Consider the following 24791-nt stretch of genomic DNA (forward strand, 5'->3'; position numbering starts at 1 on the left):
CTCCTCACTGGGCAGCGGGCGCTTGGCCCGGCAGGTTGGGGCCGTTGTCCGACCAAAAGGGCGACAGCGCCCGCAGGTCCGCGACAATGGCGGGAAGCGTTTCAAGCAGGCGGTCGATTTCGTCTTCGGTGGTGAAGCGCGACAGCGAAAACCGCACCACGCCATGCGCGGCGGTGAAGGGCACGCCCATCGCCCGCACCACATGGCTGGGTTCCACCGCCCCCGAAGCGCAGGCCGAACCGGTCGAGGCGGCAATGCCCGCCCGGTCCAGCTTCATCACGATCCCCTCGCCTTCCACCAGATCGAAGGCGATGCACAGCGTATTGGGCACCCGGTCGCGCGGCGCGCCCAGAACGGCGCAATGGCTCACACGCTCCAAGATGCCCGTCTCAAGCTTATCGCGCAGCGCAGCGATGCGCGGCGCATCCTCGGCCACACGCGCCGCCGCAATCTCTGCCGCGATCCCCGCACCGGTCACGGCAGGGGCATTTTCCGTGCCCGCCCGGCGCCCGCGTTCTTGTTTGCCACCGCGCAAAAGCGGCTGAAACGCCACGCCCTTTTTCAGATAAAGCGCCCCCACACCCTTGGGGCCGTGGAATTTATGGGCCGAAAGCGACAGCATATCAATCGCCGTGCCCGCGACCGAAATCGGCGTCTTGCCCGCGGCTTGCACCGCATCGGTGTGAAACAGCGCCCCGTGTTCATGCGCCAGTTCGGCCAGCCCCTCGACCGGGAAGATCACCCCGGTTTCGTTATTGGCCCACATGAAAGATACCACGGCAACCCGGTCCGACAGTGCGGCGCGGTAAGCGTCGATCTCCAGCCGCCCTTGGGCGTCAACCGGGATACGGTGCACCTTCATGCCTTCGTATTTTTCCAGCGCGTCGCAAAGCTGCAAAATCGCCGGATGTTCGACGGTGGAGGTGATGATTTCGCGCCGGCCTTCCTGCACCGCCAAAGCCGAGCGGATCGCGGTGGTGTTCGCCTCGGTCCCGCCCGAGGTAAAGATGATCTCGGCTTCGCTGTCCGCACCGATCAGGGTTTGCACGGCTTTGCGGGCTGCGCGCATCCCTTTGCCCGCAGCCGCCCCAAACGCATGCGCCGAAGACGGGTTCCCGTAGTCTTCGGTGTAAAGCGGCATCATCGCGGCGACGGCGTCCTCCACCACGCGGGTGGTGGCATTGTTGTCGAGATAGATGCGGGCGAGCTGGCTCATAATATCCTCAGGCGCGGGCGGTGGAGGGGATCAAACGGAACGGGCGACCCAGGGTCTCCATGATTTTTTTCTGAACCCCGGAAAGGGTTTGACTGGCCATCATGCAGCTTGCACAGGTGCCCGACAGCCGCACGAACACCTGACGCCCCTTGATTTCCAAAAGTTCGATATCACCCTTGTCGCGCTGGAAAATCGGGCGCATTTCGGTGATGATTTTCGAAATCACCGAGGCGTCATCTTCGCTGACAGGCTCCACCGGGCCGGTGGTTTCTTCTTCTTGCATCGCGGCCAGCGGGTTGTTTTTGGCGATCAACTCGCGCAGCGTCATGCCCGGCGCAGCGCCCGCTTCACGCGCGGCCATCGCGGCGGCGGCGGGCGGCGGGGCGCGGCGCGGTTTCGGCGGCACGGCGATTTGCACCAGCGCTGGCTGGGCCGGACGGCGTTCGGGCGCGACCGGGGTTTCGCCGCGAAAGGCCGCAATCGCGGCGGCCAGCGCCTTTTCCCCGCTTTCGGTGCAATGCATTTTCTCGGGCGGCAAACCGTCAAGGAACTGCGCAATATCCGCCGAGGTCAGGCGCGAGGCTTCATCAACAGATTTGCCCCGCACCAATTCGGTCAGCGCCGAAGAACAGGCGATCATCGAGCCGCCGCCGTGGCTCAGAAAGCGCGCCTCTTCGATCATTTCCGACAAAGGGTTGATGCGCAGCATCAACTTCAGCGCATCGCCCCGGTCGAGCGATCCGGCCTCGCCCACGGCATTGGCATCTTCCAACACCCCCGCATTGCGCGGCTTGAAGAAGTATTCCTTGACCTTGTCAGAATAATCGAACATCGCGCGCTCCTCAGCAGAAGGATTTGCCGCAACCGCAGCTGTTCTGGGCGTTGGGGTTGTCGAACACGAACCCGGCCCCTTCGACATTGGTGACGAAATCGATTTTCGCGCCGGTCAGATGTTCGCGGCTGGCCGGGTCGATCAGCACATTCACATCGCCAAAGCTCACCACCTCGTCGTCGGGTTGGGCTTCCAGTTCCAGCGCCATGCCGTATTTCAGGCCCGCGCAGCCGCCCGATTGCACCATGAGGCGCAGCCCCGCAACGGGTTGCCCCGCGCCATCGATGGCCGCTTTGATCGCGCTTTGGGCAGGTTCGGTGATATCGATCATGACACTCTCCTGTGACTGATGCCGTGCCTTTGGGCCGGTTGGCCGAGGGCTCATGGAGGATACAGCAAGCATCGTGCCAAGTGCTGGCCCCTTATTTCCGCAGGTTTTGGGCCAAGTGCGGGCCAACAATGTGGGGGGAATGTGCGGGTTGCGACAAAGTTCGGGCCAAGTGGCCTACAAGTCTTCCGCAAGGCCGGTTTCGTAACGTTCCAGCAACCAGGCCCCGCCAAACCGGTCGGTCGGGTCCAGCATGGCGGCAATTGACAGGACATCGCGCGCCAGATCGGTGCGCCCCAGCCGCACCGCGCAATAGCCAATGCCCACCAAAGCTTGCAAATAGAGCCCCGGCGCAAAGTCATGTGCGGTAAAATCGGCGTCTTCGGGGCGCACCAATGCGGGGTCTTGCGCGATATTGAGCCGGCGCGCGGCCAGCGCCAAGATCACCTGCGCTTGCGGCAAGGCAGCCGCGTAATCATGCGTGTAAAAGTAAAAGCGATAGGCGGCGAGCCGCACCTCGATATCTTCGGGGGCTTCATGCAGCGCATGGGAAATCGCCTCGGCGCTTTCCTCCGGGCGCGAGCGGGCCGCCTCTGCCCCCGCCAACAAACGTGTCGGATCAATCGGGGGCAAAGCACTCGGCCCGTTCGTCACATTCATCGCATGTGGGCGAAAGGCACAGCGAAAAGGCGCTGTCTGAACAGATTTGGCGGTAGAAGAATTTCTTCCAGCGCATGTTTTGATGATTGGCTGCCGCCAAGCCCGGCAAATGCCGCCGAATGAGCGCGCCCAGATGCGCGCGCGACGGCAGACCAAGGTCTTCCCACAAATGGCGGTGTTCTTGCGCGCGCCGCGCCAAAATCGCCGCCAGCCAGCGCGCCTCGGGGCTGTTCACGCCCGCGCGCCACAAGATCAGCATGGTGATCGCCTGTTCCTCGGCGCTTTGGCCGGGCGCGGGCAGATCAAGGTCGGGCAGATCGGCGCCGGGCAGATAGGCGTCGCGCAGCGCCGCCAGATCGGCCCCCGACAGCCCCAACCGCGCGGTCAGGGGCCCCTGCCCCGCCGCCCGCTCTGCCAAAGCATGGGCGAAGATGCAGACAAAATCTGCATCCCCCGCCAGCATCGGTGCGGGCGCCGGGGTGGCGCTGAACGGATCAGGAAAGGGGCGCATGGGTCTGACATTCCGACGGGCACACACGCGCACAGGCGCCACAGCCGATGCAATTGTCCGCTTCGTCCATCTGCATCACCTTTTTGACGATTTCGTCCTCGACATCGTCCCATTCTTCGGTGCCGGGTTTGACGATGTCACCGTCTTCGGTCACGCCGTAAAGGGTCATCACATCGCGCCCGCACACCTTGTAGCACCGGCCACAGCCGATGCATTTTTCCGGGTCGATCTCCATCAGATAAACGGGGGTGTATTCTGCGCCGCCGCGCGTATAGGCCACATTTGCCATCGGTCTTACTCCTTCGCTTGCTTGGCGGCCTTCACCGCTTTGCGGGCTTCATCCAGGTCTCGATAAATTTCATAAGTCTGCTGCGCGACTTCGGGAATTTTCTGCCAATCGGTCGGCAGCTCCTCTGACAAATCGTGCAATTCCATCTTGGCATTGGTGGCGCGCATCGACAGTTTCTTGGCGCGGGCTTCCAGTTCTTCCAAGGTCATTGGGCCGTCCTTGCTTTCGGTTTCTGGGGCGTCGCCCCCGCGCGCAGATACCGCGACAGCGCCGTGCGCCCGCGCGAGGGATGCAGTTTCACAGGTTCCACCACCCGGGGTTTGCGCTTGGGCTTTAGCGGTTGGATCTGGATCATCGCTTAAGCCTTTGCTGCTTCGGGAAATTCCTCGATCAGCTTCACCGCGTCATCGACCAGCTTTTCGCCTGCCGCCGCGAGCTTGGCCCAGGTTTCAAAGCCAAAGCGGTGCACATCGCGCAGGTGTTTCGACACCACGACCAGACGCCCGGCAATCAGCACCACCCGGCCAAAGCCCTCGTGGTGCATGTTTTGCATTTGCGTCGCCATGCAGCCGGTGCGCTTTTCCACCAGCAGACCGACCGCGTCATAAAACCGAGTCAGCCGCCAGATCACCTCGGGCTCCGGGTCGCCAATGATCGGCATGTCGCGGCGCTCTTCCTTGGTGATGATGAACTCTTCCAGCAAGTCGATGTCGGCCTTGGCATCCCATTGGCCATGCGTGTCCTCGGCGCGGATCACGGCGACCAGTTGTTTCAGGAACGGGCTTTCGACCATTTCGCCGCCGCGCGGCGTTTCGGTGGCGGCATCCATCACACGGATTCCTCTTCATCGAAATCGGCGGTGAAATCGGGTTTTTCCCAAGTGCCGAGGATCTTGCGCAAAAACGGCGGCGGGCTGCCCGACAGCATTTCTTGCACCTGCGCAATCACATCGGTGATCGGCTCGGGCTCTTTGCGTTTGATCGGGTGGCACCCGGCTTTCACCACGCGTGCCGCCGACGGGCCGCCAATGGCCAGCGCAAAGACCAGCGCACAGCCGTCAAGCGCCTCGACCTTGGGCGAAATCCGGTCGTCGATATCGTCATGCTTGCCCGATTGCTCGGTCGCATTGGAAAATTCATGCGCGGCCACGAAACGCGCGCCGGTTTTCCAGACCTCATAGACCGCGATCTTGCGGGCCGAGCCGAAATGGGCATCGAGGTTTTCCAGATCGTTCGAGGCAATGGCCACGCGCAGCGGCTTTTCACCGGGCGCGGGGGCATCCGACTCCTCAACAAGACGCAGGGTGCGGGACATAAGAGAACTCCTCAGGCAGGGGGGTTGCGCCGAAATCTTCCGGCCTTGGGGTGTGGTGAACCGATTGCACGGCATTGGCGATTTCGAACAAAAAGGCACGCGTGCCGCGATACCCGACGCGGCAGGCATCTTGCGCGCCGATCCGGTCAAAGACCGGAAAGCCCACGCGCACCAGCGGCAAATGCAGCGCGTCTGCCGCCATCCGGCCATAGCTGTTGGTCAGCAAGATCTGCGCGCCCGCGGCTTTCGCGCCGCGCTCAAAATCGCCCAGATCCCCCAAGATCACCTCGTCACACGGCATCCGTTCAATGACGGGGCTGTGCTGGGTGGTGGTGACGGCGGTCACGATTTCCGCGCCCATTTGCGTCAGCGTCGTGGACAGGCCAAACATCAGATCGGGTTCGGCCCCAATCGCCACTTTCAGCGCGCCGGTGAAGAAATGCGCGTCCAGCATCGCATCTTGCAAACGCGCGCGGTCACGCTGGATCGACGGCGGCGGGGTTTGCGTGCCCGAAAGCTCCATCAGCACCCGCACGAACGCATCCACGGCCTTGAGGCCAGTGACAGAGGGGAAGACCCGATAAGGCACGCCGGCCTTGTCTTCGATGATTTGCGCGGTGCCGCGCATCTGCTCGCCAATCGCCAAAGTGCAGGCGGAACGCGTCACATCGGCGATGCGATCAACCGGCGTGCCGCCCAGCGAACAGCCCGACCAATCCTCGGCCAGATGCCCATCAAGCGAGGTGGAAATATCGGGCAGGACCAGCGGGTTCAGCCCAAAAGCACGGATCATCCGCACCAACTCTTCAATTTCGGCGGGGGTCACATGCACGCCGGGCAAAAGCGTCACTTGCCGCAAATCCGGGTCGGGCGCGGGGGTTTCGGGCACAAGCGCGGTGACCAAAGCCTCAATCGCCTTGGCCCAGCCGTCTTGCATCCCGCCCTCAAAATCGGGCGTGGCGGCATAGACGACCTTGGTTTCCGCAAAGTCTTTGCGGCGCGCCAGAATATCGCGCAATTCGCCCGCCACATCTTCGCCGCGGGTTTCGGTCAGCGCGGTCGAGGCAATGCCGATGAACTTCGGGTTCGCGCGTTTGCGGAGGTTTTCAATCGCTTGTTCCAACTGATCGGCGCCGCCCAAGATCGTGGTGATCTCGTTCATCGCGGTGGTTTGCAGCGGGATCGCCTCTTTGAAATGGCGCACCAGATGCACCATGCCAAAGGCGGTGCAGCCCTGCGCACCATGAAACAGCGGCACCGCGCGCTCAATGCCCAAATAGGCAAGCGCTGCGCCCAAGGGGGCCGAGGCTTTGAGCGGATTGGTGGACAGCGCGCGGCGCGGGTGGGTCAGGCAAGCCATCTCAGCAATCCTCGAAATCGGTGGCGGAATTGGCCAAACCTTCAAGCGGGTTGGCGGCGGCTTGCGGGGCTTTCGCCGCGGGGCTGGCGGGGGTTTGCGGCACCAAGGTCGGCGCGCGGCCCATCGGCGCGCTCATATGCGTGACCGGGCAAGCCCCAGACGGCGCGGGCAGCACAGCGCCCCCCGTCAGCGGCACATCCCACGGCGCGGGTTCGCGCAGATCGGCCCAGATCGGGTTGTTCACAGACCGGTCGATGGCGCGGACAAGATCGACCATCCCCATGTAACCCGCGTAGGGCTCGTGCTTTTCTTGGTTCACATCGACCCAAGGCATGCGCGCTTTAAGCGCCACGAACTGGCTGCGCCCGCCCGACAACAGCACATCGGCCCCCGCATCGCGCAGCATGTCATACATCTCGCGCGGGGCCATGTTTTCATACATATGGTTCGCATCGCCCATGATCTCGACCACGCGGGCGCGGTCGTTTTGGGTCGCTTTGCGCATCGAAGTGCCCACCACCTCCATGCCCAATTCTTGCAGCGCCGCCACGACCGACCACGTCTTGTGCCCGCCGGTGTACAGCAGCACGCGCTTGCCCGCGACGCGGGGGCGCAGCGGTTCAAGCGCGGCCCAAACCTTGGCTTCTTCTTCGGCGATCAGCGCCTCGCACCGGCTTAGCAGTTCGACATCGGCGCCCTGCTCCACCAGCAGCCCGCAGATCTTGCGCAGCGCTTCCGAGGTATCTGCGATGCCGTAGAACGAGCCCTCAAAGTAAGGCACGCCCCAGCGTTCTTGGATTTTGCGCGCCACATTCACCAGCGCTTGCGAACAAACCAGCATCGTCGCCTTGGCGCGGTGCATCTGCGCCACTTGGCGATAGCGGGCATCGCCCGAGATCGACCCAAGGATGCGGATGCCCAACTTATCCAGCAGCGGCTTCACCTGCCATTGCTCGCCCGACAGGTTGAAATCGCCAATGATATTGATGTCGTAAGGCGTGGTGGTTTCCGGCTCGATCGTGCCGATCACATGATCCAGCAGCGCCTCGCCACCAAGCTTGTTGCCAAGGTTTTTCGAGCCCACGAACCCCGGCACATTCACCGGAATGACCGGCGTGCCCCACTTCTCGGCGGCAGCTTTGCACACCACCTCGATATCATCGCCCACAAGCGCAGTGACGCAGGTGGCGTAAACGAAAACGGCGGCGGGGGATTGTTCCTTGATCACCTCATGGATCGCGCGAAACAGCTTTTTCTCGCCATGGCCCATGACGATATCAAGCTCGCTCAGATCGGTGGTGAAGCCCTTGCGATACAGCTCCGAGCCCGAAGAGGCGGCCGAGCGGTTGTCCCAGCCATTGCCCCAGCACGCCAGCGGCGCATGCACAAGATGGGCGACATCGGTGATCGGTTGCAGGGTGATCATCGCCCCGTCGAAGGCACAGCCGCCCGCCGCCGCACCGGGCGTCAACTGTTTGGTGCAGCCCTTCTTGCGCGCCCCGTCGGCTTTCGCGGTATTGGTGGCGCAGCCCGGTTCGTTCAGGACTTCGGCGACTTTGTTCTTCAAGGCTTCGGACATGAGGCGTCTCCCTGTTACAGAAGATCAAGCAAGAAGCGTGCCAAGTTTTGCAGCCTGCAAAATAGCGGCCAACCCCCTGCCCTGCCTGCATTTTTCGACTTGGCCCGAAAATTGTAGGATTGTCGGGTTCACGACAGCCACCCCACAAGACGGCCCCGCACAATAAAAAAGACCGGCGGTTTGCACCGCCGGTCCCTTGGCAAAGCCCTGCCCCTTAGCGGGTCAGGTCGAAGCTCATGTCGGTTTCGCCGACTTTGCCCGCATCCTGATCGGCCTTGAGGAAGATCGCGTCGAGGATCTTCACCAGAACGGTCAGACCACCTTGGTAGCCCCAGGTCGGGAAGCGGTGGTGGTGGTGACGGTCAAAGATCGGGAAGGTCAGGCGGATCAGCGGGATACCCGTGTCACGCTCAAGGTATTTCCCGTAGGACGACCCGATCAGGAAGTCGGTCGGCTCGGTGGCGAGCAGCGAACGCATGTGCCACAGGTCTTTACCGGCCCAAACTTGCGCCTTGGCACCGAACGGCGAGGCGTCCAGAACCGCTTGCATTTGTTTGGCCCATTTTTTCGACCCGTTGGTGGCCAGGCAGTGGCTGGGCTCGCCGCCCATTTCCATCACGAATTTGGCCATGCCGAGCACGAAGTCCGGGTCGCCGAAGATCGCGAAGGTTTTGCCGTGCAGATAGGCTTGGCTGTCGGCCATCGCGTCGACCAGACGGCCACGCTCCAGCTTCAGCTGATCCGGGATCGCTTTGCCGGTCAGTTCCGAGACTTTCATCAAGAAGCTGTCGGTCGCGGACACGCCCATCGGGTAGTTGAAGACGGCGGTCTCTTGGCCCACTTTCTCGACGACTTCCATCGTCTTGGGCGAGCACCATTCTTGCATCGAGATCGTCGCTTTCGCGTTGATCGAGGCTTTGGCGTCTTCCAGTTTGGTGCCACCGGCATACATGCGGTATTCACCGTCGGAGGGGGTGTCGTAAACTTCCGACACGTCGCCCAGAATGGTGAAGCCCACGCCCATCATGTCGAGCATGCGGGTCAGTTCACGGTTGTTGGCAACCGCGTAGCCGTCAAAGCCCGGGATGATGTTGATGCTGTCGCCCGCTTTGCGCTCGGCACCTTCCCAGAACAGGTCAAGGAAGCCTTTTTGCGCGTTGTCGTAGCCGTCAACGTGCGACCCCACGAAGGCCGGGGTATGCGCGTAGGGCACCGGGAAATCTTCCGGAACCGAGCCTTTTTCCTTCGATTGGATGATGAAGGAGTTGAGGTCGTCCCCGATAACTTCGGCCATGCAGGTGGTCGAAACGGCGATCATTTTCGGCTTGTAAAGCGCATAGGCGTTGGCAAGACCGTCGACCATGTTGGTCAGGCCACCGAACACCGCGGCGTCTTCCGTCATCGACGAGGACACGGCCGCCGAGGGCTCTTTGAAGTGGCGCGACAGGTGCGAGCGGTAGTAAGCCACGCAGCCTTGCGAACCGTGCACGAAGGGCAGCGTGCCTTCGTAGCCTTGGGCGGCGAACACGGCGCCGACCGGTTGGCAGGCTTTCGCCGGGTTGATGGTCACGGCTTCCCGGGCGAGGTTCTTTTCACGATATTCCCAGGATTTGGTCCAGTCGCCGATCTGATGGATCGTTTCGGCGGTGTGGCCGCATTCGTAGGTCGCCTTTTTGTTGGCGAGCATTTCTTTGTATTCAGGCTCGTGGAAGAGCTTCGAATGGTCGAGAACCTTATCTGCCGACTGGGGCATGGGTCTGTCCTTTCATGGGCCGTCCGCATTCCGGGACGCGGCCAAGGGAGGGAGGAAGGGGGGCGGGCAATGCGCCCCCCGCAAGCTCAATCGATTACTCGGCCGCGACAGCCGGGGTTTCCCACGGCGCGTCGAACAGGCCCCAAACGGGGTTGTTGATCGCCATGTCCATGTCGCGCGCGAAGATCGCGAAGCCGTCGTAGCCGTGGTAGGGGCCCGAGTAGTCCCAGCTGTGCATTTGACGGAACGGGATGCCCATCTTTTGCACCGGATACTTCTCTTTGATGCCCGAACCGACGAGGTCGGGACGGATTTTCTCGATGAACTTTTCAAGCTCGTAGCCGGTCACGTCATCATAGATGAGCGTGCCTTCTTTGACGTAGTGGCCGGTGCGCTTGTAGTCGTCGTTGTGGGCGAATTCGTAGCCCGTGCCGGCGATCACCATGCCAAGGTCGTCATAAGCGGTGACGACGTGGCGCGGACGCAGGCCGCCGACATAAAGCATGACCGACTTGCCTTCGAGGCGCGGTTTGTACTTGGCCAGCACCTGATCAACCAGCGGCTGATATTTGGCGATGACTTTTTCCGCGTTCTCTTGGATCGTTTCGTCGAATTTGGCAGCGATGGCGCGCAGCGAGGCGGCGATCTGCGTCGGGCCAAAGAAGTTATACTCCATCCAACCGATGTTGTATTTTTCTTCCATGTAGCGGCAGATGTAGTTCATCGAGCGATAGCAGTGGATCAGGTTCAGTTGCGCTTTCGGCGCCCGTTCCATTTCCGCCAGCGTCGCATCGCCCGACCAGCAGCCGATCACGTTGAGGCCGATTTCCTCAAGCAGGATGCGCGAAGCCCAAGCGTCGCCACCGATGTTATAGTCACCGATGATGTTGACGTCATAGGGGCCCGGCTCGTAGCTTTTCTTCGCTTCGCTTTCCGGCGCTTCGATCACCCAGTCACGGATCGCGTCGTTGGCGATGTGGTGGCCGAGCGACTGCGACACACCGCGGAAGCCCTCGCAACGGACCGGCACGATGGTCTTGCCGATGTCTTTGTTTTTCTTTTTCGCAACGGCTTCGATGTCGTCGCCGATCAGACCGATCGGGCATTCCGATTGCACGGTGACGCCGTTGGCGAGCGGGAACAGCTCGTTGATCTCGTCGATCGTTTTTTCCAGTTTCTTGTCACCGCCGAAGACGATGTCTTTTTCCTGGAAGTCGGTGGTGAACTGCATCGTCACGAAGCTGTCCACGCCGGTGGTGCCGGTGTAGAGGTTGCGGCGTTGGCTCCACGAATATTGGCCACAGCCGACCGGACCGTGCGAGATGTGCACCATGTCCTTGATCGGGCCCCAGACCACGCCTTTCGAACCGGCGTAGGCGCAGCCACGGATCGTCATCACGCCCGGGATGGACTTGATGTTCGACTTGGTCGAGTCGCATTTCGAGGCGATGCCGGTAACGGGATCGGGATCTTCTTCGGTCGCGGTGGTCACCGACAGGTGCTTGGCGCGTTTCTTCTGGGCCTTCGCGGGATAGGCTTCAAGCACTTCCTGAATGATGCTTTCAAGCTCTTCCGGGCCGCTCACGTGATCTTTGGCCATCCTTTTGGCGCTCCTCTCACTGGCGTGTTGGGGGTTGGGAGGTGGGGTGGGCGCCGCGCGCCCACCCGGTCAGCAAGTCAGCCCTTAGGCTTTCATTTTCGCTTCCATTTCAGCGATTTGCTTTTCGCGATCTTCTTCCGACTGCATGATGCCGAAGTCGAGCAGCATTTGCTCCAGCTCTTCCATGGTGATCGGGGTCGGGATCACGCCTTGGCCCGAGTTGGCGTGGATTTTGCGGGCCAGTTCGCGGTATTCTTGCGCTTGCTGGCAGGTCGGATCATATTGGATCACGGTTTCACGACGCAGCTCGGCGTGTTGCACAACGTTGTCGCGCGGCACGAAGTGGATCATTTTGCAGCCGAGTTTCGCGGCCAGCGCTTCGGCCAGTTCCAGCTCGCGGTCGGTTTTACGCTCGTTGCAGATCAGGCCGCCCAGACGCACACCGCCCGAGTTGGCATATTTCAGAATGCCTTTGGCGATGTTGTTGGCCGCGTAAAGCGCCATCATCTCGCCCGACATGACGATGTAGATTTCTTGCGCTTTGTTTTCACGGATCGGCATGGCGAAGCCGCCGCACACAACGTCGCCCAGAACGTCGTAGGAGACGTAGTCCACGTCGTCATAGGCGCCGTTTTCTTCGAGGAAGTTGATCGCGGTGATAACGCCGCGGCCCGCACAGCCAACGCCCGGCTCCGGGCCACCGGCTTCGGTGCATTTGATGCCTTTGTAGCCGATTTTCACGACGTCTTCGACTTCGAGATCTTCGACCGAACCGGCTTCAGCGGCGAGGTGCAGCACGGTGTCTTGCAGTTTGGTGTTCAGGATCAGACGGGTCGAGTCCGCCTTGGGGTCGCAGCCGACGATGAGGATCTTTTGATCCATCTCGACGAGCGCCGCGAGGGTGTTTTGCGAGGTGGTGGATTTACCGATACCACCTTTGCCGTAGAAGGCGATCTGACGGAGTTGGCTCATTGGTCTGGCTCCCTTGGGGTTGGTGCATTCATTCATCTGTGGGTCGAGACGGTGCGCGACCGCGCTCACAGCCTATTCAGCAGGGAGCGTGCCAAGTCGGATTTTCAAAATATATTGTTCTATTTCAGATACTTGCAGAAATTGTCAGATTTGGAGCATAGCCGACAAATTGTCGGGTCCGGTCGGAGTGTCGGAAAAATGGCGCTTTGGAGGGGTCATTTTGCGCCACCCCGGGGGCGCGGCGCAGGCAGGGGACCTTTTTTCGCCGCGGCAAGGCCGCGACGATCCGCCGAGGGGCGCTGCCCCCCGCACCCCCCGGGATATTTTTCAAAGTCGAAGACGCACCGGCGCGGCGGGGCGGGCCTTTAAGACCGGCGTCACAGCGCGGACGCTGCTCTTTTCTATAAGGAGCCCCCTGCCCCATCATGAAAAGAAAGCCGCCACAGAACCGGGGCAGAAGAAAACCGGCCCTAAAAGAAAACGGGCCCCAAAAGAAAACCGGGCGGTGCTTGCGGCACCGCCCGGCTGTGTCGTGTGGGTTTTTGGCAGATCAGGCCGCCTGACTGGCGCGCCCCGCTTCGGCGACGCGGAACTGCGCCACCATTTCTTCCAGTCCGCGCGCCTGATCGTTCAGCGCCATGCAAGCGGCTGCCGTTTCCTCGAAGCCCGCCGCATTTTGCTGCTGCGCCCGATCAAGCTGGCTCATCGCATCGTTGATCTCGGAGATGCCGGCGGCTTGCTCGTCCGACGAGGTGGCAATCTCGCGCACATGGCCCGACATTTCGGCAATCGATTTCACGATTGTCTGCAAAGCCTCGCCCGCGCGGCCCACCAGCCCCACACCATTGGTGACCTGTGCGCCCGAATCCGAAATCAGCGCATTGATCTCGCTTGCGGCTTCCGAGGCGCGTTGCGCAAGCGCGCGCACCTCAGAGGCGACAACGGCAAAGCCGCGCCCCGCCTCGCCCGCACGGGCCGCTTCGACGCCCGCGTTCAGCGCCAGAAGATTGGTCTGGAAGGCGATATCGTCGATCACATTAATGATGCGCGAAATCTTTTCAGACGATTCCTGAATCGCGCCCATCGCCGAGACGGTTTCCTCGACCACCTGGGTCGTGGTCTGCGCCTCATCGGTGGCCGATTGCATCGCCTGATCGACCCGGCGCGCATTTTGCGCCGCCGCCTGCACCGAGGCGGTCAGTTCGTTCAACGCAGCCGCCGTTTCCTCCAGCGTCGCCGCCGAAGCCTCGGTCTGCCCTGACAGGCTGGTGGTGGCACCGGTGATTTCTTGCACGCCGCCCACGATCGAGGCGGTCGCCGCACCGATCGAGCCGATCAGATCGGACAGATGCGCCACGGTTTCGTTGAAATCGAGCCGCAACTGGTCATAGCCCTCGGGGAAGGTCTGGGTGATCGCCACGTTCAGATCGCCCTCGGCCAGCCCACGCAGGCCCGAGGCCAGACTGTCGACCACCGCGCTTTGCTCGGCCGCGCGGGCGGCCCGTTCGCGTTCGTCTTGATCGCGTTTGGCCTCTTCGGCCTCGGCGGCAAGGCGCGTGCGCTCTGCGTCTTCTTTGCGGCGCGCTTCGCGTTCTTCGCGGATACGCGCTTCTTCTTCGGCGCGGCGGGTCCGTTCGGCCTCGGCTTCGGCTTGCAGGCGCTGCTGTTCCGCCTCCATCGTGCGCCGTTCGATCAGCCGCTGGCGCAGGGTTTCCACCGCGCTGGCCATATCGCCGATCTCATCCTTGCGGCCCAGCCCCTCCACATCGTTGTCATAATTGCCGATGGCAAGGCCATGCACCGTGCACAGCATCTCGTTCAGCGGACGACGCACCAAGCTGGTCGAAGCCCACCAGTTCGAGCCCAGCGCCATGAACAGGATCAACAGTGACCCAAGCGAATTGGACACGACCTCACTGCGCACCGGCGCGGTGAACACATCATCGGGCATATCCAGAATGACCGCCCAAGTCGTGTTCATGCCATTTACCGCAAACGGATAGATAAGCCGCTTACCGCCGTCGGGCAGGCCATCGACCACCTGCATCTCGCCCTCGGTCAATGCGGTTTGCAACGCCTCGCCCCCGGGACCCGTGTAGGGTTTGGTGCGCAAGGTCGGATCGGGGTTGGCGACCCATTTGCCGCCGCCATCGACCAGCATGATCCGGGACCCTTCGAACGGGATCATCTCGGACAGCAAGGCCGACATTTCCTTTAGCGTGATATCCACGCCCGCCAGACCGATCACCTTGCCGTCTTGGCGCACCGGAACCGAAACCGAGGTCAGAAGGAACCCTTCATTGGCAACATAGGGTTCGGTCAACAATGCTGCGCCCGTCTCGGTCGGGCCTTTGAACCACATCTGTGTTTCATCGATATCGAAGGTGGAAAAATCCAGCCCGCCGGTGTCATTCTTGGTCCAATAAGGGGTAAAGACGCCCGCAGCATTGCGCCCGGTGTCGCCAGAAAGATAAGCATCGGTGGCCCCATTGGGCAGCCCCGACATCCAAGCAGAAAACAAATCATCATATTTGAAGGGCAGCGTCTCGAGCATGTCGATCAGCCCCTCCGTCGTCGCTTCGCCCGAGGCCATATAGCCCTCGACCATGCCCGCAAGGGCCCGCCCCGCCGCCGAGGCCACGGCGAGATGTTCGCCCACCTCGCCGGACGCTTGACTGGCCTTGGTCGCGGCCAGTTCGATCACTTCTTCCTTAACACGTTCTGCGGTCCGCCAACCGCTATAGACAGTATAACTCATTACGATCACAGCGATTGCCGCGCCGGTGGCGAGTATTAATTTGCCCGACACGGTTTTGAAGGGGTTCTTCACGATAGACCTCGTTCGTCGGTGGATCATGTCCGGGGTCTAGGCCGCAAAGGGAAAGATCGCGTAAACAGCCGCCCTGCGCTGGCCCCACGTGCCACAAAGTCGCAGCGCGAAACCCTTTTATAGTTGACGAAAACTGACTCAGACGCGGCCAAGCAGGTCAAACCGGGCCTGCGCCGCAAATCCGCGCGCCGTGCCCGGCAAGGGCGAGACAAGCGTCAGCCCACCGCCCGCGCGTGCCAAAATCGCCTGAACGATGGCAAGGCCAAGCCCCGCCCCTTCTGTGGCTCCGTCCCCCGCCGCGCCCTGTGCGGCGCGTTCGAACCGCGTGCCGATCCGTGCCAGCGCATCGGGCGGCACCGCGGCGCAATCGTTTTCCACCCGCAACAGACCCGTCCGCGCAAGCGTAACGGCCACCGGCGCGCCCGCCGTGCCATGGCGCAAGGCATTGGCCACAAGGTTGCGCACCAAAATCCCAAACAGATCGGGGTCCAGATCGGACAGCACCGGCGCATCGGGCAGGTCAAGCTGCACCTCGGCCCCGCCCGCCAGCCGCGCGGCATCTTCGGCCACGATCCGGGTGATCGGGCGCAAATCTTGGGGCTGATCGCCGCGCAGCCGCCCGCCCTCGGCGCGCGCAAGGCTCATCAGCCCTTCGGACAGCCGGGTGAGCCGCTTCAGCCCGGTCTCGATCTCTTGGGCGCGCGCCACCACCGGCAGTTCCGCGGTTTCGGCGCGCAGCCGTTGCACCTGCGCAATCGCCCCGGCCAGCGGCGTGCGCAATTCATGCGCGGCATTGGCGGCAAAGCTGCGTTCGGCCTCAAACGCCGCGCCCAGCCGGGCCAAAAGCGCATTGAGCGTTTCGGCCAGCGGCAGCACCTCCACCGGCAGCCCCTCGGTCGCGACCGGTGTCAGATCGGCGGCCCCGCGCTGCGCCAGCCGCATCCGGAACCGACGCAGCGGCGCAAAGCCCAGCCGCATCAGCGCGATGATCCCCGCCAGCGTCAGCGGCAACAGCACCGCCAGCGGCGCAAACAGCCCCATCAGCAATTCGCGCCGGATCGCACGGCGATGCGCGACCGGCTCGGCCACGGCAATGGTGATCGCGCCACGCAGCGCCTCATCGGTGTAAAGGCGCAACTGCTGCGTGGTGTGAAACCCCGGCCCTTTATAGGGCGGAAACGCCACATCTTCGGCGCCATGCGACAGCATCAGCACCTGCCCGCCGCCATCACGCACGACATAAAGCATCGGCTGATCGCGGTCGGCGTCTTCGTCGCGGATCAAAGGCATCACTTGCGCGCCAGTCACCACCTCTTCGCGGCCCAGCACCTCAGAGACCGCCAAGGGCAAGATCCGCTCGGCGGTGGCCTCTAGCTCGCCATCGAAAACGGTATCGATCCGGGCCGACAACCGATGCGCGGTAAAGGCTGCACCGCCCGCCCAAAGCGTGGCGACAAGCGCGCCCAACGCCACGCCAAGGCGGGTTTGCAGCGACCATGCCCTCATGCGCGCGCCAGCCGGTAGCCAAGGCCGCGCTCGGTCTCGATCACGCCGGGGCCCAGCTTCTTGCGCAACCGGCTGACCAGCACCTCCAACGTGTTGGAACCGATATCATCGTCAAAGGAATAAAGCCGCTCTTCGAGCGCGGATTTCGAAAAGATCTGCCCCGGGCGGCTTAAAAGCGCTTCGAACAAGGCCCATTCGCGCGCCGTCAGCGCCACCGCCTTGCCCGCCCGGCGCAAGCTGCGCCCGGCCAGATCCACCTCCAGATCGCCCAGATGCAGCACCGGGCTGGGGTTGCCCGCATAGCGCCGCGCAACCGAGCCGACGCGGGCCGAGAGTTCCTCCAGATCGAAGGGTTTGACCAGATAATCATCCGCCCCGGCATTCAGCCCCGCGATCCGGTCCGACACCTGATCCAGCGCCGTCAGAATGATCACAGGCACCCTATTGCCGCGCAAGCGCAGGGCTTTCAAAAACGGCACCCCGCGCCCGTCGGGCAGCATCAGATCCAGCGCAATCAGATCATGGTGGGCGACCGCCAGCGCCTCTTCGGCGCCATCCAGCCGGGTGACCCAATCGACCGAATGCCCATCGGCGGCCAATTGGTCCCGCACCGCCGCGCCCAGCACGGCATCATCTTCCACGATCAGGATGCGCATTCGGCCCTCCACGCTGCGCCTACCCTATCGCGCCCGAAGCTGACAGCAAGCTGAACAACTCTTTTTCCCGCCGTCAGCTTGGTGTCAGATTGGCGCGCCACAAAGGCCGCATCGAAATTGACCGGATCGGAGAGCCCCATGACCCACCGCCTTCCCCTGCCGCTGCCGCTGCCGCTGCTACTGGCTGCGCTGGCGCTGGCGGGGCCGCTTGCGGCGCATGAACGGCATTGCACCGTGCCGCTGGCCGATTGGCAACCGCGCGCAGCGGTGCAAAGCGCGCTGGAAGCGCAAGGGCTGGCCGTGATGCGGATCAAGATCGATGACGGCTGCTATGAGGTCGATGCGCGCGACGCCACGGGCCAGCGGCTCTGGCTGCGGCTCGACCCCGCCAGCCTTGAGGTGCTGCGTCAGGCGATCCCGCACCGCCGCCATGATGACGATGAAGACGACGATGCGGACGACGACCGTCGTTCGCATGACGCCAAAGACCATCGTGATCGGGACCGCCGCGACCGGCGCCTGCACGACTGATACCGGGGCGCGCGTCCCGAAGCGCGCCTCGTCTTGCGCGCAGCGGCTTTCCTTGGTCGGACCGCTGCGCGCCCCCAACCACCGCCCCCCTGACCCGCCGGTTTCGGCGGGACCGGTCGGGGCATGCCTGAACACATGACAGACACGACACGCAGAAAGGAAACGCGATATGAAACCTGCCCTCCCCCTGATGGCCCTTGCGGCCGCCCTTTCCACCAGCGTCTTTGGCGCGCTTTCGGCAGCCCCGATCACCGATCAGATCGCCCCGGCGCCGATCCAGACCCCGGTGGCCGAAACCTCGGCCAATGTGCTGTTCGCCTCGATGCCCGCCGCCAGCATGGCCAATGCTGCAACGCCCGCGCCCGAGACCGCGCCCGAGACTGCGGCCCAGACTGCCCCCACGCGTGCTCCGGTGCAATTGGCCGACCGGCACGGGCATGATGGCTGGTTCTTTGGCATGTTCGATGACGACGACGACGACCATCACCGCCGCGGGCGCCATCATGACGACGATGACGACGATTACCGCTGCCCGCCCGGCGCGGCCAATTGCGCCGCCAGCCCCGCCGCAGCGGGCACCACGGCCCCGCCCGATAACGGGCTGTTCACCCCCGGCGCGAAACCGCAAGTGCAAACCAATTGAGAAAGGGTCGACAGATGAAATCGCTTCCGACAACGCTGGCACTTTCCACCGCCTTGGTGCCGGGGCTGGCCGCCGCCACCCCCGTCACCTTCACCACGCAAATGACCAATTACGGCGGGGATGGCGCCTATGTCGCCTATTATGTCACCGATGCCGCAGGCAGCTATGTCGGCAGCCTGTGGATGGCGGGCGGCAAGGCGAAATACTATAAACACCTTGCGGGCTGGTATGCGGCCACGGGCGGCAATACCGCCCAGGTCGATGGCATCACCGGCGCCTCGGTCGGCGCGGGGCGCAATCTGACGATCACGCTTGATCTGCAAGATGCGCTTTTTGATGCGGGCTATGTGCTCCATGTCGATAGCTCGGTCGAGAAAATGTCCGATCAGCCCAATGATGTGGTGATCCCGCTGACCTCGGCCAATCTTGGCAAGCCCGTCTCTGGCAAGCGTTACGTGCAAAGCGTGACCGTGTCCAAGTAACCCCCAGACCCGGAGGGCAAACCCGTGTTGCGTCTTCTTCACCGCTGGCCCGGCCTTTTGGCGCTGGCCCTTGTCGTTCTTTTGTCGGTCACCGGCGCGCTTTTGTCGCTTTACCCGGCGGCGGAACGGCTGGCCGTGCCACAGGCCGAAAGCCAATTGTCGGTGGCCGATCTCGCAACACGGGTGGCGCAGGCCCATCCGGGCGTTGAACAAATCCGCCGCGCGCCTTCGGGGCGCGTGGTGGCTTGGTGGTTTGAAAACGGCACCCCCGGCGCGGCGGTGATCGACCCCGCAACCGGGGCCGAGATCGGCAGCCCCGATCCCGCCTTCGGTTTGCGCTTTTTAACCGAATTGCACCGCTCGCTCTTTTTGGGCGATGGCGGGCGCATCACCGCGGCGGTGGGTGCGGGGCTGATGCTGCTGTTGGCGGTCTCGGGCGCTGTTTTGGTGGCGCGGCGCATGGGCGGCTGGAACCGCTGGTTCGCCCGCGCGCGCGGCCCCTTGGCCAGCCGGTTGCACACAGAACTGGCCCGGCTTGCGATTGGCGGGCTGGTGATTTCGTCTCTGACGGGGCTGTGGATGACGGCGTCGGTCTTTTCGCTCATTCCCGATGCGCCCACCGATCCCACCCCGGCGATGGCGCAAACCGGGGTGGCGCCGCTGGCGCTTTCGGCGCTGCCACTCTTGGCGCAAACGCCTGCCAGCGCGCTTAAAGAGCTTTCCTTCCCCTCGCCCGATCTGCCCGGCGATACGTTCAAGCTGACCACCGAAGGCGGCGCGGCGCGGATCGATCCGGGCACTGGGGCGGTTTTGTCCGTCACCACGCCCGGCTGGCTGGAGCGGATCGGCGCGCTGATGGTGATGGTGCATACCGGGCGCGGCGCGGCGACGCTGGGGCTGATCTTGGGGCTGATGTCGGCAATGGTGCCGGTGCTGGGCTGGAGCGGCTTTCGCCAATGGCAAGGCGCGCGCCGCTATGGGGCCCGGATCAAGGGCAATGCCAAACCCGCCAAGGCCGAAACCGTGATCTTGGTCGCCTCCGAAGGGGGCACGACCTGGGGCTTTGCGCGCAGCTTGCATGACGGGCTGCGCCAAGCCGGGCAAAAGGTGCATACCGGCGCGATCGCGAGCTTTGAGCCGAACCGCACGCCGCTGGCGCAGCGCTACATTATTCTGGCCGCCACCTATGGCGAGGGCGCCGCCCCCACCGCCGCGCGTGGCGTCGCAGAGCGGATCGCGACCCTGCGCAAACCGCCCAAAGCACCGCTGGCGATCTTGGGCTTTGGCGACCGCTCTTTCGCGCATTTCTGCGGCTATGCTGAAACGTTGCGCACCGCCGCGCAGCAGGCGGGCTGGGCGGCATTGATGCCGATGGGCACGGTGGACCGGCAATCGGCACAGGATTTTACCCGCTGGTCGCGCGATCTGGGCGCGGTGCTGGATATCCCGCTTGACCTGACCCACCTGCCCGAGCGCCCGCAAACCGAAACGCTGACGCTGATATCGCGGCGCGATTACGGCGCCGAGGTGCAGGCCCCCACCACGATCTTGCGCTTTGCCCCGCCCAAGGTTTCGCTGAGCCAGCGCCTGACCGGCCAAGGCTTTGCCCGGTTCGAAGCGGGCGATCTGATCGGCATTGTGCCGCAAGGCTCCAACGTGCCGCGGTTTTACTCGTTGGCCTCATCGGCCCAGGACGGTTTTGTGGAAATTTGCGTGCGCCGCCATCCGGGCGGGCTGTGCTCGGGCCAATTGACCGAGTTGCAACCGGGCGACACGGTGGCGGGCTTTTTGCGCCCGAACCCTGATTTCCGCCCCAAACCGGGCCGCAAGCCGGTGATCTTGATCGGCGCGGGCACCGGGATCGGGCCGCTAGCGGGGTTCATCCGCGCCAACCGCCGCCGCCGCCCGCTGCATCTTTATTTCGGCGCGCGCAGCCCCGAAAGCGATCTGCTTTACGATGCGGAATTCCCCCGCTGGCAGGAGGCCGGGCATCTGGCCGGGCTGACCACCGCCTTTTCGCGCGCCGGGGCCCGCCACTATGTCCAAGACGCCTTGCGCGCCGATGCCGACCGTTTGCGCAAGCTGATCGCGCAGGGCGCGCAGATCATGGTCTGCGGCGGGCGCGATATGGCCGCCGCCGTGCGCGCCACGCTGGATGACATTACCGAAACCGCCGATCTGAAAGCCGAGGGGCGCTATGTCGAAGACGTCTACTGATCTTGATCTGGCCCGCCACAGCCTGAATGGCGCGACCATGGGCACACGCTGGTCGGTCACCTTTCATGCCCCGCCCGGCACCGATCTGGCCACGCTTCAGGCCGAATTTCAGACCGCCGTGGACCGGGTCGACGATCAGATGTCCACCTGGAAGCCGCACAGCGATCTGATGCGGTTCAACGCAGCCCCCGTGGGGGCATGGCACCCCCTGCCCGCCGAATTGCAAGAGGTGCTGGGCTGCGCGCTGGAGATCGGGCGCGCCTCGGGCGGGGCGTTTGAGATTGGCATGGGGGATGCGGTGCGCGCTTGGGGCTTTGGCCCCGCGCCCGCAGATGAAACCGCGATCCGCGCCGCGCTGCACCGCCCGCGCCGCCCCAGCTATGAGGTGCTGGACCTAGATCCCACACAGCGCCGCGCGCGCAAAACCGCGCCGATCACGCTGGATCTGTGCGGCATTGCCAAAGGCTATGGGGTCGATTGCCTGATCGCCGTGGCCAAGCGCCACGGGATCGCCCATGCGCTGGCCAGTATCGATGGCGAATTGCGTGCGCTCGGCCCGCGCCCCGATGGGCAAGGCTGGGCCGTGGCGCTTGAAAAGCCGCAAATCGGTCATCGCGATATGCAGGCGATGTTTGAAATCCAAGATATCGCGCTTGCCACCTCGGGCGATTACCGCCATTTCGTGAAGATCGGCCCGCATCATCTGGCGCATACGATGGACCCGGCCACAGGCGCGCCTTTACGCGGCGGCCCGGCCTCGGTTACGGTTCTGGCCGAAACCTGCATGCGCGCCGATGCGATCGCCAGCGCGGTGATGGTGCTGGGCGAAACGCGCGGCACCAAGCTGGCCGCCGCCTTGGGGGCCGAGGTGGTGGCGCTGGAGGAACGGCTTTCCGCCTGACTGCGCGTGGCTTGCGCCCCGCCCCCGTTCAGGGCAAATCGGCGGGCGGCACAGCGGGGGCAACAGGATGGAACGGCTCTGGGACAGCGCGCCTTTCACGGTGGATTACCTGCCCGGCGCGGGCCACGATCTGGTGATCGCCTTCGCCTCGATCGGGCATGATCCGGCACGCCCGCCCGCGCCCGAATTCATCGCCACCGCCACCGGGCGTGGCACCCCGGCGCATCCGCGCCCGGCCCTGTTCGTAAGCGATGCCAGCCGCAGTTGGGGCAATGATCCGGGCTTTGGCCCCGCGCTTGTGGGCGCCCTTACGGCTTTGCGCGCGCGCCAAGACATCCGCCGCATCGCCACGCTGGGGCTGTCGATGGGGGGCTATTGCGCGCTGGTGGCGGCGCGGCTGATCCCGGTCGATCTGGTGCTGGCCTTTGGCCCGCAAGTCGCCATTGGCCGCGATGCCGTGCCCGGCGAAACCCGCTGGACAGAGTGGACCGCGCAGCTTTTGCAGCCGCTGCGCTGGCCCCATGCCCCACTGCCCGAAACCGGGCAGGCATGGCTGTTTCATGGCGGCCTGGATGATCTGCCCCATGCGCTGCGCTTTCCAACCGATCCGCGCACCGAACAGGTGATCTTTCCCAAGCTGCGCCATTCCGATCTGGTCGCGCATTTGAAGACACGCGGCGCGCTGTCGGGTCTGTTGGCGGCGGCGCTCGACGGTGATCGGCGGCGGGTCTTGCGCATTGCCGCCTCTGCCGGGGGGCAGCGGCGCGCGCGGCTTTATCCCCCCGACAATCCCCCAGAGAGAGGCACTTAATCAGCCCCGGCTTCGCGGTGCAAAAAACGCATCATCTCGGCGCGCTGCGCTTGCAAGATATCGGTGGTGCGATCTTCCTCAACCCCCAACGCCCCCAGCGCCCGATCCAGAAGCTCAAGGCTGGTTTCAAACGCCTCGGGGATCACATGGGTCGCGCCCAATTCAAACAGCCGCACCGCATGATCGGCATCTTGCGCGCGCACGATGATCGGCACTTCGGGGCGTTCCGCGCGCACCGCAGTCACAATCGCTTCGGCTGCGGCGGGGTCATGCATCGACAAGATCACAGCGGGGGCATCGGCCAACCCGCAGCGGCGCAAGAACCCCGCCCGCGTCGCATCGCCAAAGACCACATCTGCGCCCCGCTCGCGCCCGCGGCGCACCAGATCGGCATCGCGTTCGATCATCAGGCAATCGAAACCTTCGGTCTCCAACACCTCGCCCAAAAGCCGCCCGACCCGGCCATGGCCCACGACCAGCACCCGGCCCGCCGCCGGGTCCGGCACCACGGCCTCTACGCCGCCACCGGGCAAGCCCGCCGCCCCACGCGCGCCCACGCGCCGCCCCATCCGGGCCAAAAGCGGCGTGGCCAGCATCGTGCCCGAGGCCACAAGCAACATGAATTGTTCCACCTCGCGTGAGGTCAGCCCGCTTGAGCCCGCAAGGCTTAGCACCAAGAAGGCGAATTCCCCGCCGCCTGCCAGCAGCAGCGCCGCCTCGAACGCCTGTGGCCACCTGATCCCGAAGGCGCGCGCCAAAGGCGCGATCACGGCGGCCTTGAGCCCGGTCATCCCGACAATCGAGATTGCCACCATCACCGGATAAGCGGCAATCGCCGCCGGATCGATGCGCATGCCGACCGAGATGAAGAACAGCCCCAACAGCAGGCCCTTGAACGGCTCGATATCCACCGCGACCTGACGGCGGAATTCGGTTTCCGCCAGCAAAAGCCCCGCCAAAAAGGCGCCCAAGGCCATCGACAAACCCGCAAAGCGCGTCACAAGCGAGGTGCCGACAACCACAAACAGGATCGTCGCCATGAACAATTCGCGGTTTTGGGTATGCGCCACCTGCCGAAACAGCCGGCGCAAGATCAGCCGCCCAAAGCCGACGATCAGCCCGATCGCGGCAATCGCTTGCAATAGCGCGGTGCCCAGACCGCTGAGCACATGGCTGACCGAGACCGTATCGCCCTCGGCCGTGGCATCGCCAAAGACCACGATCAAGAACAGGATCGGCACCACGGCCAGATCCTGCGCCAGCAAGATGCCAAAGATATTGCGCCCCGAGGGCGTGTTCAGCCGGTGCTGATCGGACAGCAGTTGCAACACGATTGCGGTTGACGACAGCGCCAGACAGGCACCGATCACAAGGCTTGCATCGATCGGGTTGCCAAACAGCCAAGCGGTGACCGCAATCGCCACGGTCGACAGCACCACCTGCGCCATGCCAAGGCCGAAAACCGCGCGCCGCATCGTCCAAAGCCGGTCGAGTGACAGTTCCAACCCGATGTTGAACAACAAAAAGGCCACGCCCAATTCGGCCAGTTGATCCACCGCTTCTTGCGAGGAAATCGTGAACCAGCCCAGAAAGGGCAGATATTCGGTCAGCCGCCCGGCGCTGTAGGGGCCCAGCAGCAGCCCGGCCACCAAGAACCCGACCACGGGGGAAACGCGAAACCGCGTCATCAAGGGCAGCACCACGCCAGCGGTGCCCAGAAAGATCAGCGCTTCCCGATAGAAGCCAAGGTCATGTGCAGAAGTCATGGGCCTATCAAGCAGAAAGCCGGCGCGCGCGCGA

The 24791-nt window shown here is 63.7% G+C and carries 24 protein-coding genes; 6 read left to right on the forward strand and 18 right to left on the reverse strand.

Annotation, left to right across the window (positions count from 1 at the left end):
* Positions 1 to 4: 4 nt before the first annotated feature.
* From nifS to CKO11_RS12685, 17 genes are all read right to left on the reverse strand, one after another.
* A complete protein-coding gene (gene nifS, locus CKO11_RS12605) occupies positions 5 to 1216 on the reverse strand; it encodes a cysteine desulfurase NifS (protein WP_223639329.1) in 1212 nt (403 codons plus the stop codon).
* Between the two features lie 7 nt (positions 1217 to 1223).
* On the reverse strand, positions 1224 to 2048 hold the full coding sequence (locus tag CKO11_RS12610; protein ID WP_223639332.1) for an iron-sulfur cluster assembly scaffold protein: 825 nt from the start codon (positions 2046 to 2048) through the stop codon (positions 1224 to 1226).
* A 10-nt stretch (positions 2049 to 2058) separates the two neighbouring features.
* Positions 2059 to 2379 carry an iron-sulfur cluster assembly accessory protein gene (locus CKO11_RS12615; RefSeq protein WP_076485413.1) on the reverse strand — a complete coding sequence of 107 codons (321 nt, stop codon included), beginning with the start codon at positions 2377 to 2379 and terminating at the stop codon, positions 2059 to 2061.
* A gap of 174 nt (positions 2380 to 2553) precedes the next feature.
* The gene (locus CKO11_RS12620) at positions 2554 to 3009 is read right to left on the reverse strand and encodes a hypothetical protein (RefSeq protein WP_223639335.1); all 456 of its coding nucleotides are present in this window, start codon (positions 3007 to 3009) and stop codon (positions 2554 to 2556) included.
* Positions 2996 to 3547: a nitrogen fixation protein NifQ gene (locus tag CKO11_RS12625; protein WP_223639337.1), complete on the reverse strand. Its 552-nt coding sequence runs from the start codon at positions 3545 to 3547 to the stop codon at positions 2996 to 2998. Before CKO11_RS12625 ends, CKO11_RS12620 begins: the two co-directional genes overlap by 14 nt.
* A complete protein-coding gene (fdxB, locus tag CKO11_RS12630) occupies positions 3531 to 3836 on the reverse strand; it encodes a ferredoxin III, nif-specific (RefSeq protein ID WP_223639340.1) in 306 nt (101 codons plus the stop codon). The genes CKO11_RS12625 and fdxB overlap by 17 nt, the downstream gene beginning before the upstream one ends.
* A 5-nt stretch (positions 3837 to 3841) precedes the next feature.
* A complete protein-coding gene (locus tag CKO11_RS12635; protein ID WP_223639343.1) occupies positions 3842 to 4045 on the reverse strand; it encodes a CCE_0567 family metalloprotein in 204 nt (67 codons plus the stop codon).
* A gap of 149 nt (positions 4046 to 4194) precedes the next feature.
* Positions 4195 to 4665 carry a NifX-associated nitrogen fixation protein gene (locus CKO11_RS12640; protein ID WP_223639346.1) on the reverse strand — a complete coding sequence of 157 codons (471 nt, stop codon included), beginning with the start codon at positions 4663 to 4665 and terminating at the stop codon, positions 4195 to 4197.
* A complete protein-coding gene (gene nifX / locus CKO11_RS12645) occupies positions 4665 to 5150 on the reverse strand; it encodes a nitrogen fixation protein NifX (protein ID WP_223639349.1) in 486 nt (161 codons plus the stop codon). Before nifX ends, CKO11_RS12640 begins: the two co-directional genes overlap by 1 nt.
* Entirely contained in the window at positions 5125 to 6510 is a 1386-nt protein-coding gene (gene nifN, locus CKO11_RS12650) for a nitrogenase iron-molybdenum cofactor biosynthesis protein NifN (protein WP_223639352.1), read from the reverse strand. Before nifN ends, nifX begins: the two co-directional genes overlap by 26 nt.
* Before the next feature lies 1 nt (position 6511).
* Positions 6512 to 8089, reverse strand: coding sequence for a nitrogenase iron-molybdenum cofactor biosynthesis protein NifE (gene nifE, locus CKO11_RS12655; protein WP_223639355.1), 1578 nt, complete (start codon positions 8087 to 8089; stop codon positions 6512 to 6514).
* 214 nt (positions 8090 to 8303) lie between these two features.
* Positions 8304 to 9842 (reverse strand): nitrogenase molybdenum-iron protein subunit beta, encoded by a 1539-nt coding sequence (gene nifK / locus CKO11_RS12660; protein WP_223639357.1) that lies wholly within the window; start codon positions 9840 to 9842, stop codon positions 8304 to 8306.
* A gap of 94 nt (positions 9843 to 9936) precedes the next feature.
* Positions 9937 to 11442 carry a nitrogenase molybdenum-iron protein alpha chain gene (nifD, locus tag CKO11_RS12665; RefSeq protein ID WP_223639360.1) on the reverse strand — a complete coding sequence of 502 codons (1506 nt, stop codon included), beginning with the start codon at positions 11440 to 11442 and terminating at the stop codon, positions 9937 to 9939.
* An 84-nt stretch (positions 11443 to 11526) separates the two neighbouring features.
* Positions 11527 to 12414 (reverse strand): nitrogenase iron protein, encoded by an 888-nt coding sequence (gene nifH / locus CKO11_RS12670; RefSeq protein ID WP_223639363.1) that lies wholly within the window; start codon positions 12412 to 12414, stop codon positions 11527 to 11529.
* Between the two features lie 550 nt (positions 12415 to 12964).
* Entirely contained in the window at positions 12965 to 15244 is a 2280-nt protein-coding gene (locus CKO11_RS17575; RefSeq protein WP_223639366.1) for a methyl-accepting chemotaxis protein, read from the reverse strand.
* A 138-nt stretch (positions 15245 to 15382) separates the two neighbouring features.
* Complete coding sequence (locus CKO11_RS12680) at positions 15383 to 16750, reverse strand: ATP-binding protein (protein ID WP_223639368.1); 1368 nt, start codon at positions 16748 to 16750, stop codon at positions 15383 to 15385.
* On the reverse strand, positions 16747 to 17406 hold the full coding sequence (locus CKO11_RS12685) for a response regulator transcription factor (protein WP_223639369.1): 660 nt from the start codon (positions 17404 to 17406) through the stop codon (positions 16747 to 16749). The genes CKO11_RS12680 and CKO11_RS12685 overlap by 4 nt, the downstream gene beginning before the upstream one ends.
* Before the next feature lie 138 nt (positions 17407 to 17544).
* Between CKO11_RS12685 and CKO11_RS12690 the strand changes: the two genes are divergently transcribed.
* From CKO11_RS12690 to CKO11_RS12715, 6 genes are all read left to right on the forward strand, one after another.
* Positions 17545 to 17937 carry a PepSY domain-containing protein gene (locus tag CKO11_RS12690; RefSeq protein ID WP_223639371.1) on the forward strand — a complete coding sequence of 131 codons (393 nt, stop codon included), beginning with the start codon at positions 17545 to 17547 and terminating at the stop codon, positions 17935 to 17937.
* Between the two features lie 169 nt (positions 17938 to 18106).
* The gene (locus CKO11_RS12695) at positions 18107 to 18580 is read left to right on the forward strand and encodes a hypothetical protein (RefSeq protein ID WP_223639373.1); all 474 of its coding nucleotides are present in this window, start codon (positions 18107 to 18109) and stop codon (positions 18578 to 18580) included.
* A 14-nt stretch (positions 18581 to 18594) separates the two neighbouring features.
* Positions 18595 to 19062, forward strand: coding sequence for a DUF2271 domain-containing protein (locus CKO11_RS12700; protein WP_223639375.1), 468 nt, complete (start codon positions 18595 to 18597; stop codon positions 19060 to 19062).
* Positions 19063 to 19086: 24 nt separating this feature from the next.
* Positions 19087 to 21279, forward strand: a complete 2193-nt coding sequence (locus CKO11_RS12705; protein ID WP_223639378.1) for a PepSY domain-containing protein — start codon at positions 19087 to 19089, stop codon at positions 21277 to 21279.
* On the forward strand, positions 21260 to 22180 hold the full coding sequence (locus CKO11_RS12710) for an FAD:protein FMN transferase (RefSeq protein WP_223639383.1): 921 nt from the start codon (positions 21260 to 21262) through the stop codon (positions 22178 to 22180). Before CKO11_RS12705 ends, CKO11_RS12710 begins: the two co-directional genes overlap by 20 nt.
* A 67-nt stretch (positions 22181 to 22247) precedes the next feature.
* Positions 22248 to 22991, forward strand: a complete 744-nt coding sequence (locus CKO11_RS12715; RefSeq protein WP_223639386.1) for a hypothetical protein — start codon at positions 22248 to 22250, stop codon at positions 22989 to 22991.
* On the opposite strand, the gene CKO11_RS12720 is transcribed toward CKO11_RS12715, so the two are convergent.
* The gene (locus CKO11_RS12720; RefSeq protein WP_223639389.1) at positions 22988 to 24757 is read right to left on the reverse strand and encodes a cation:proton antiporter; all 1770 of its coding nucleotides are present in this window, start codon (positions 24755 to 24757) and stop codon (positions 22988 to 22990) included. The two genes, CKO11_RS12715 and CKO11_RS12720, sit on opposite strands and share 4 nt — an antisense overlap.
* Positions 24758 to 24791: the final 34 nt, after the last annotated feature.

The sequence above is a fragment of the Rhodobacter sp. TJ_12 genome, from assembly GCF_020023995.1.
Taxonomy (GTDB): Bacteria; Pseudomonadota; Alphaproteobacteria; order Rhodobacterales; family Rhodobacteraceae; genus Rhodobacter.

What these genes read in the sequence shown, in the direction of transcription:
- nifS (WP_223639329.1), bottom strand. Translation starts at nt 1,216, where the DNA reads ATGAGCCAGCTCGCCCGCATCTATCTCGACAACAATGCCACCACCCGC.
- CKO11_RS12610 (WP_223639332.1), bottom strand. Translation starts at nt 2,048, where the DNA reads ATGTTCGATTATTCTGACAAGGTCAAGGAATACTTCTTCAAGCCGCGC.
- CKO11_RS12615 (WP_076485413.1), bottom strand. Translation starts at nt 2,379, where the DNA reads ATGATCGATATCACCGAACCTGCCCAAAGCGCGATCAAAGCGGCCATC.
- CKO11_RS12625 (WP_223639337.1), bottom strand. Translation starts at nt 3,547, where the DNA reads ATGCGCCCCTTTCCTGATCCGTTCAGCGCCACCCCGGCGCCCGCACCG.
- fdxB (WP_223639340.1), bottom strand. Translation starts at nt 3,836, where the DNA reads ATGGCAAATGTGGCCTATACGCGCGGCGGCGCAGAATACACCCCCGTT.
- CKO11_RS12635 (WP_223639343.1), bottom strand. Translation starts at nt 4,045, where the DNA reads ATGACCTTGGAAGAACTGGAAGCCCGCGCCAAGAAACTGTCGATGCGC.
- CKO11_RS12640 (WP_223639346.1), bottom strand. Translation starts at nt 4,665, where the DNA reads ATGGATGCCGCCACCGAAACGCCGCGCGGCGGCGAAATGGTCGAAAGC.
- nifX (WP_223639349.1), bottom strand. Translation starts at nt 5,150, where the DNA reads ATGTCCCGCACCCTGCGTCTTGTTGAGGAGTCGGATGCCCCCGCGCCC.
- nifN (WP_223639352.1), bottom strand. Translation starts at nt 6,510, where the DNA reads ATGGCTTGCCTGACCCACCCGCGCCGCGCGCTGTCCACCAATCCGCTC.
- nifE (WP_223639355.1), bottom strand. Translation starts at nt 8,089, where the DNA reads ATGTCCGAAGCCTTGAAGAACAAAGTCGCCGAAGTCCTGAACGAACCG.
- nifK (WP_223639357.1), bottom strand. Translation starts at nt 9,842, where the DNA reads ATGCCCCAGTCGGCAGATAAGGTTCTCGACCATTCGAAGCTCTTCCAC.
- nifD (WP_223639360.1), bottom strand. Translation starts at nt 11,442, where the DNA reads ATGGCCAAAGATCACGTGAGCGGCCCGGAAGAGCTTGAAAGCATCATT.
- nifH (WP_223639363.1), bottom strand. Translation starts at nt 12,414, where the DNA reads ATGAGCCAACTCCGTCAGATCGCCTTCTACGGCAAAGGTGGTATCGGT.
- CKO11_RS12680 (WP_223639368.1), bottom strand. Translation starts at nt 16,750, where the DNA reads ATGAGGGCATGGTCGCTGCAAACCCGCCTTGGCGTGGCGTTGGGCGCG.
- CKO11_RS12685 (WP_223639369.1), bottom strand. Translation starts at nt 17,406, where the DNA reads ATGCGCATCCTGATCGTGGAAGATGATGCCGTGCTGGGCGCGGCGGTG.
- CKO11_RS12690 (WP_223639371.1), top strand. Translation starts at nt 17,545, where the DNA reads ATGACCCACCGCCTTCCCCTGCCGCTGCCGCTGCCGCTGCTACTGGCT.
- CKO11_RS12695 (WP_223639373.1), top strand. Translation starts at nt 18,107, where the DNA reads ATGAAACCTGCCCTCCCCCTGATGGCCCTTGCGGCCGCCCTTTCCACC.
- CKO11_RS12700 (WP_223639375.1), top strand. Translation starts at nt 18,595, where the DNA reads ATGAAATCGCTTCCGACAACGCTGGCACTTTCCACCGCCTTGGTGCCG.
- CKO11_RS12710 (WP_223639383.1), top strand. Translation starts at nt 21,260, where the DNA reads ATGTCGAAGACGTCTACTGATCTTGATCTGGCCCGCCACAGCCTGAAT.
- CKO11_RS12715 (WP_223639386.1), top strand. Translation starts at nt 22,248, where the DNA reads ATGGAACGGCTCTGGGACAGCGCGCCTTTCACGGTGGATTACCTGCCC.
- CKO11_RS12720 (WP_223639389.1), bottom strand. Translation starts at nt 24,757, where the DNA reads ATGACTTCTGCACATGACCTTGGCTTCTATCGGGAAGCGCTGATCTTT.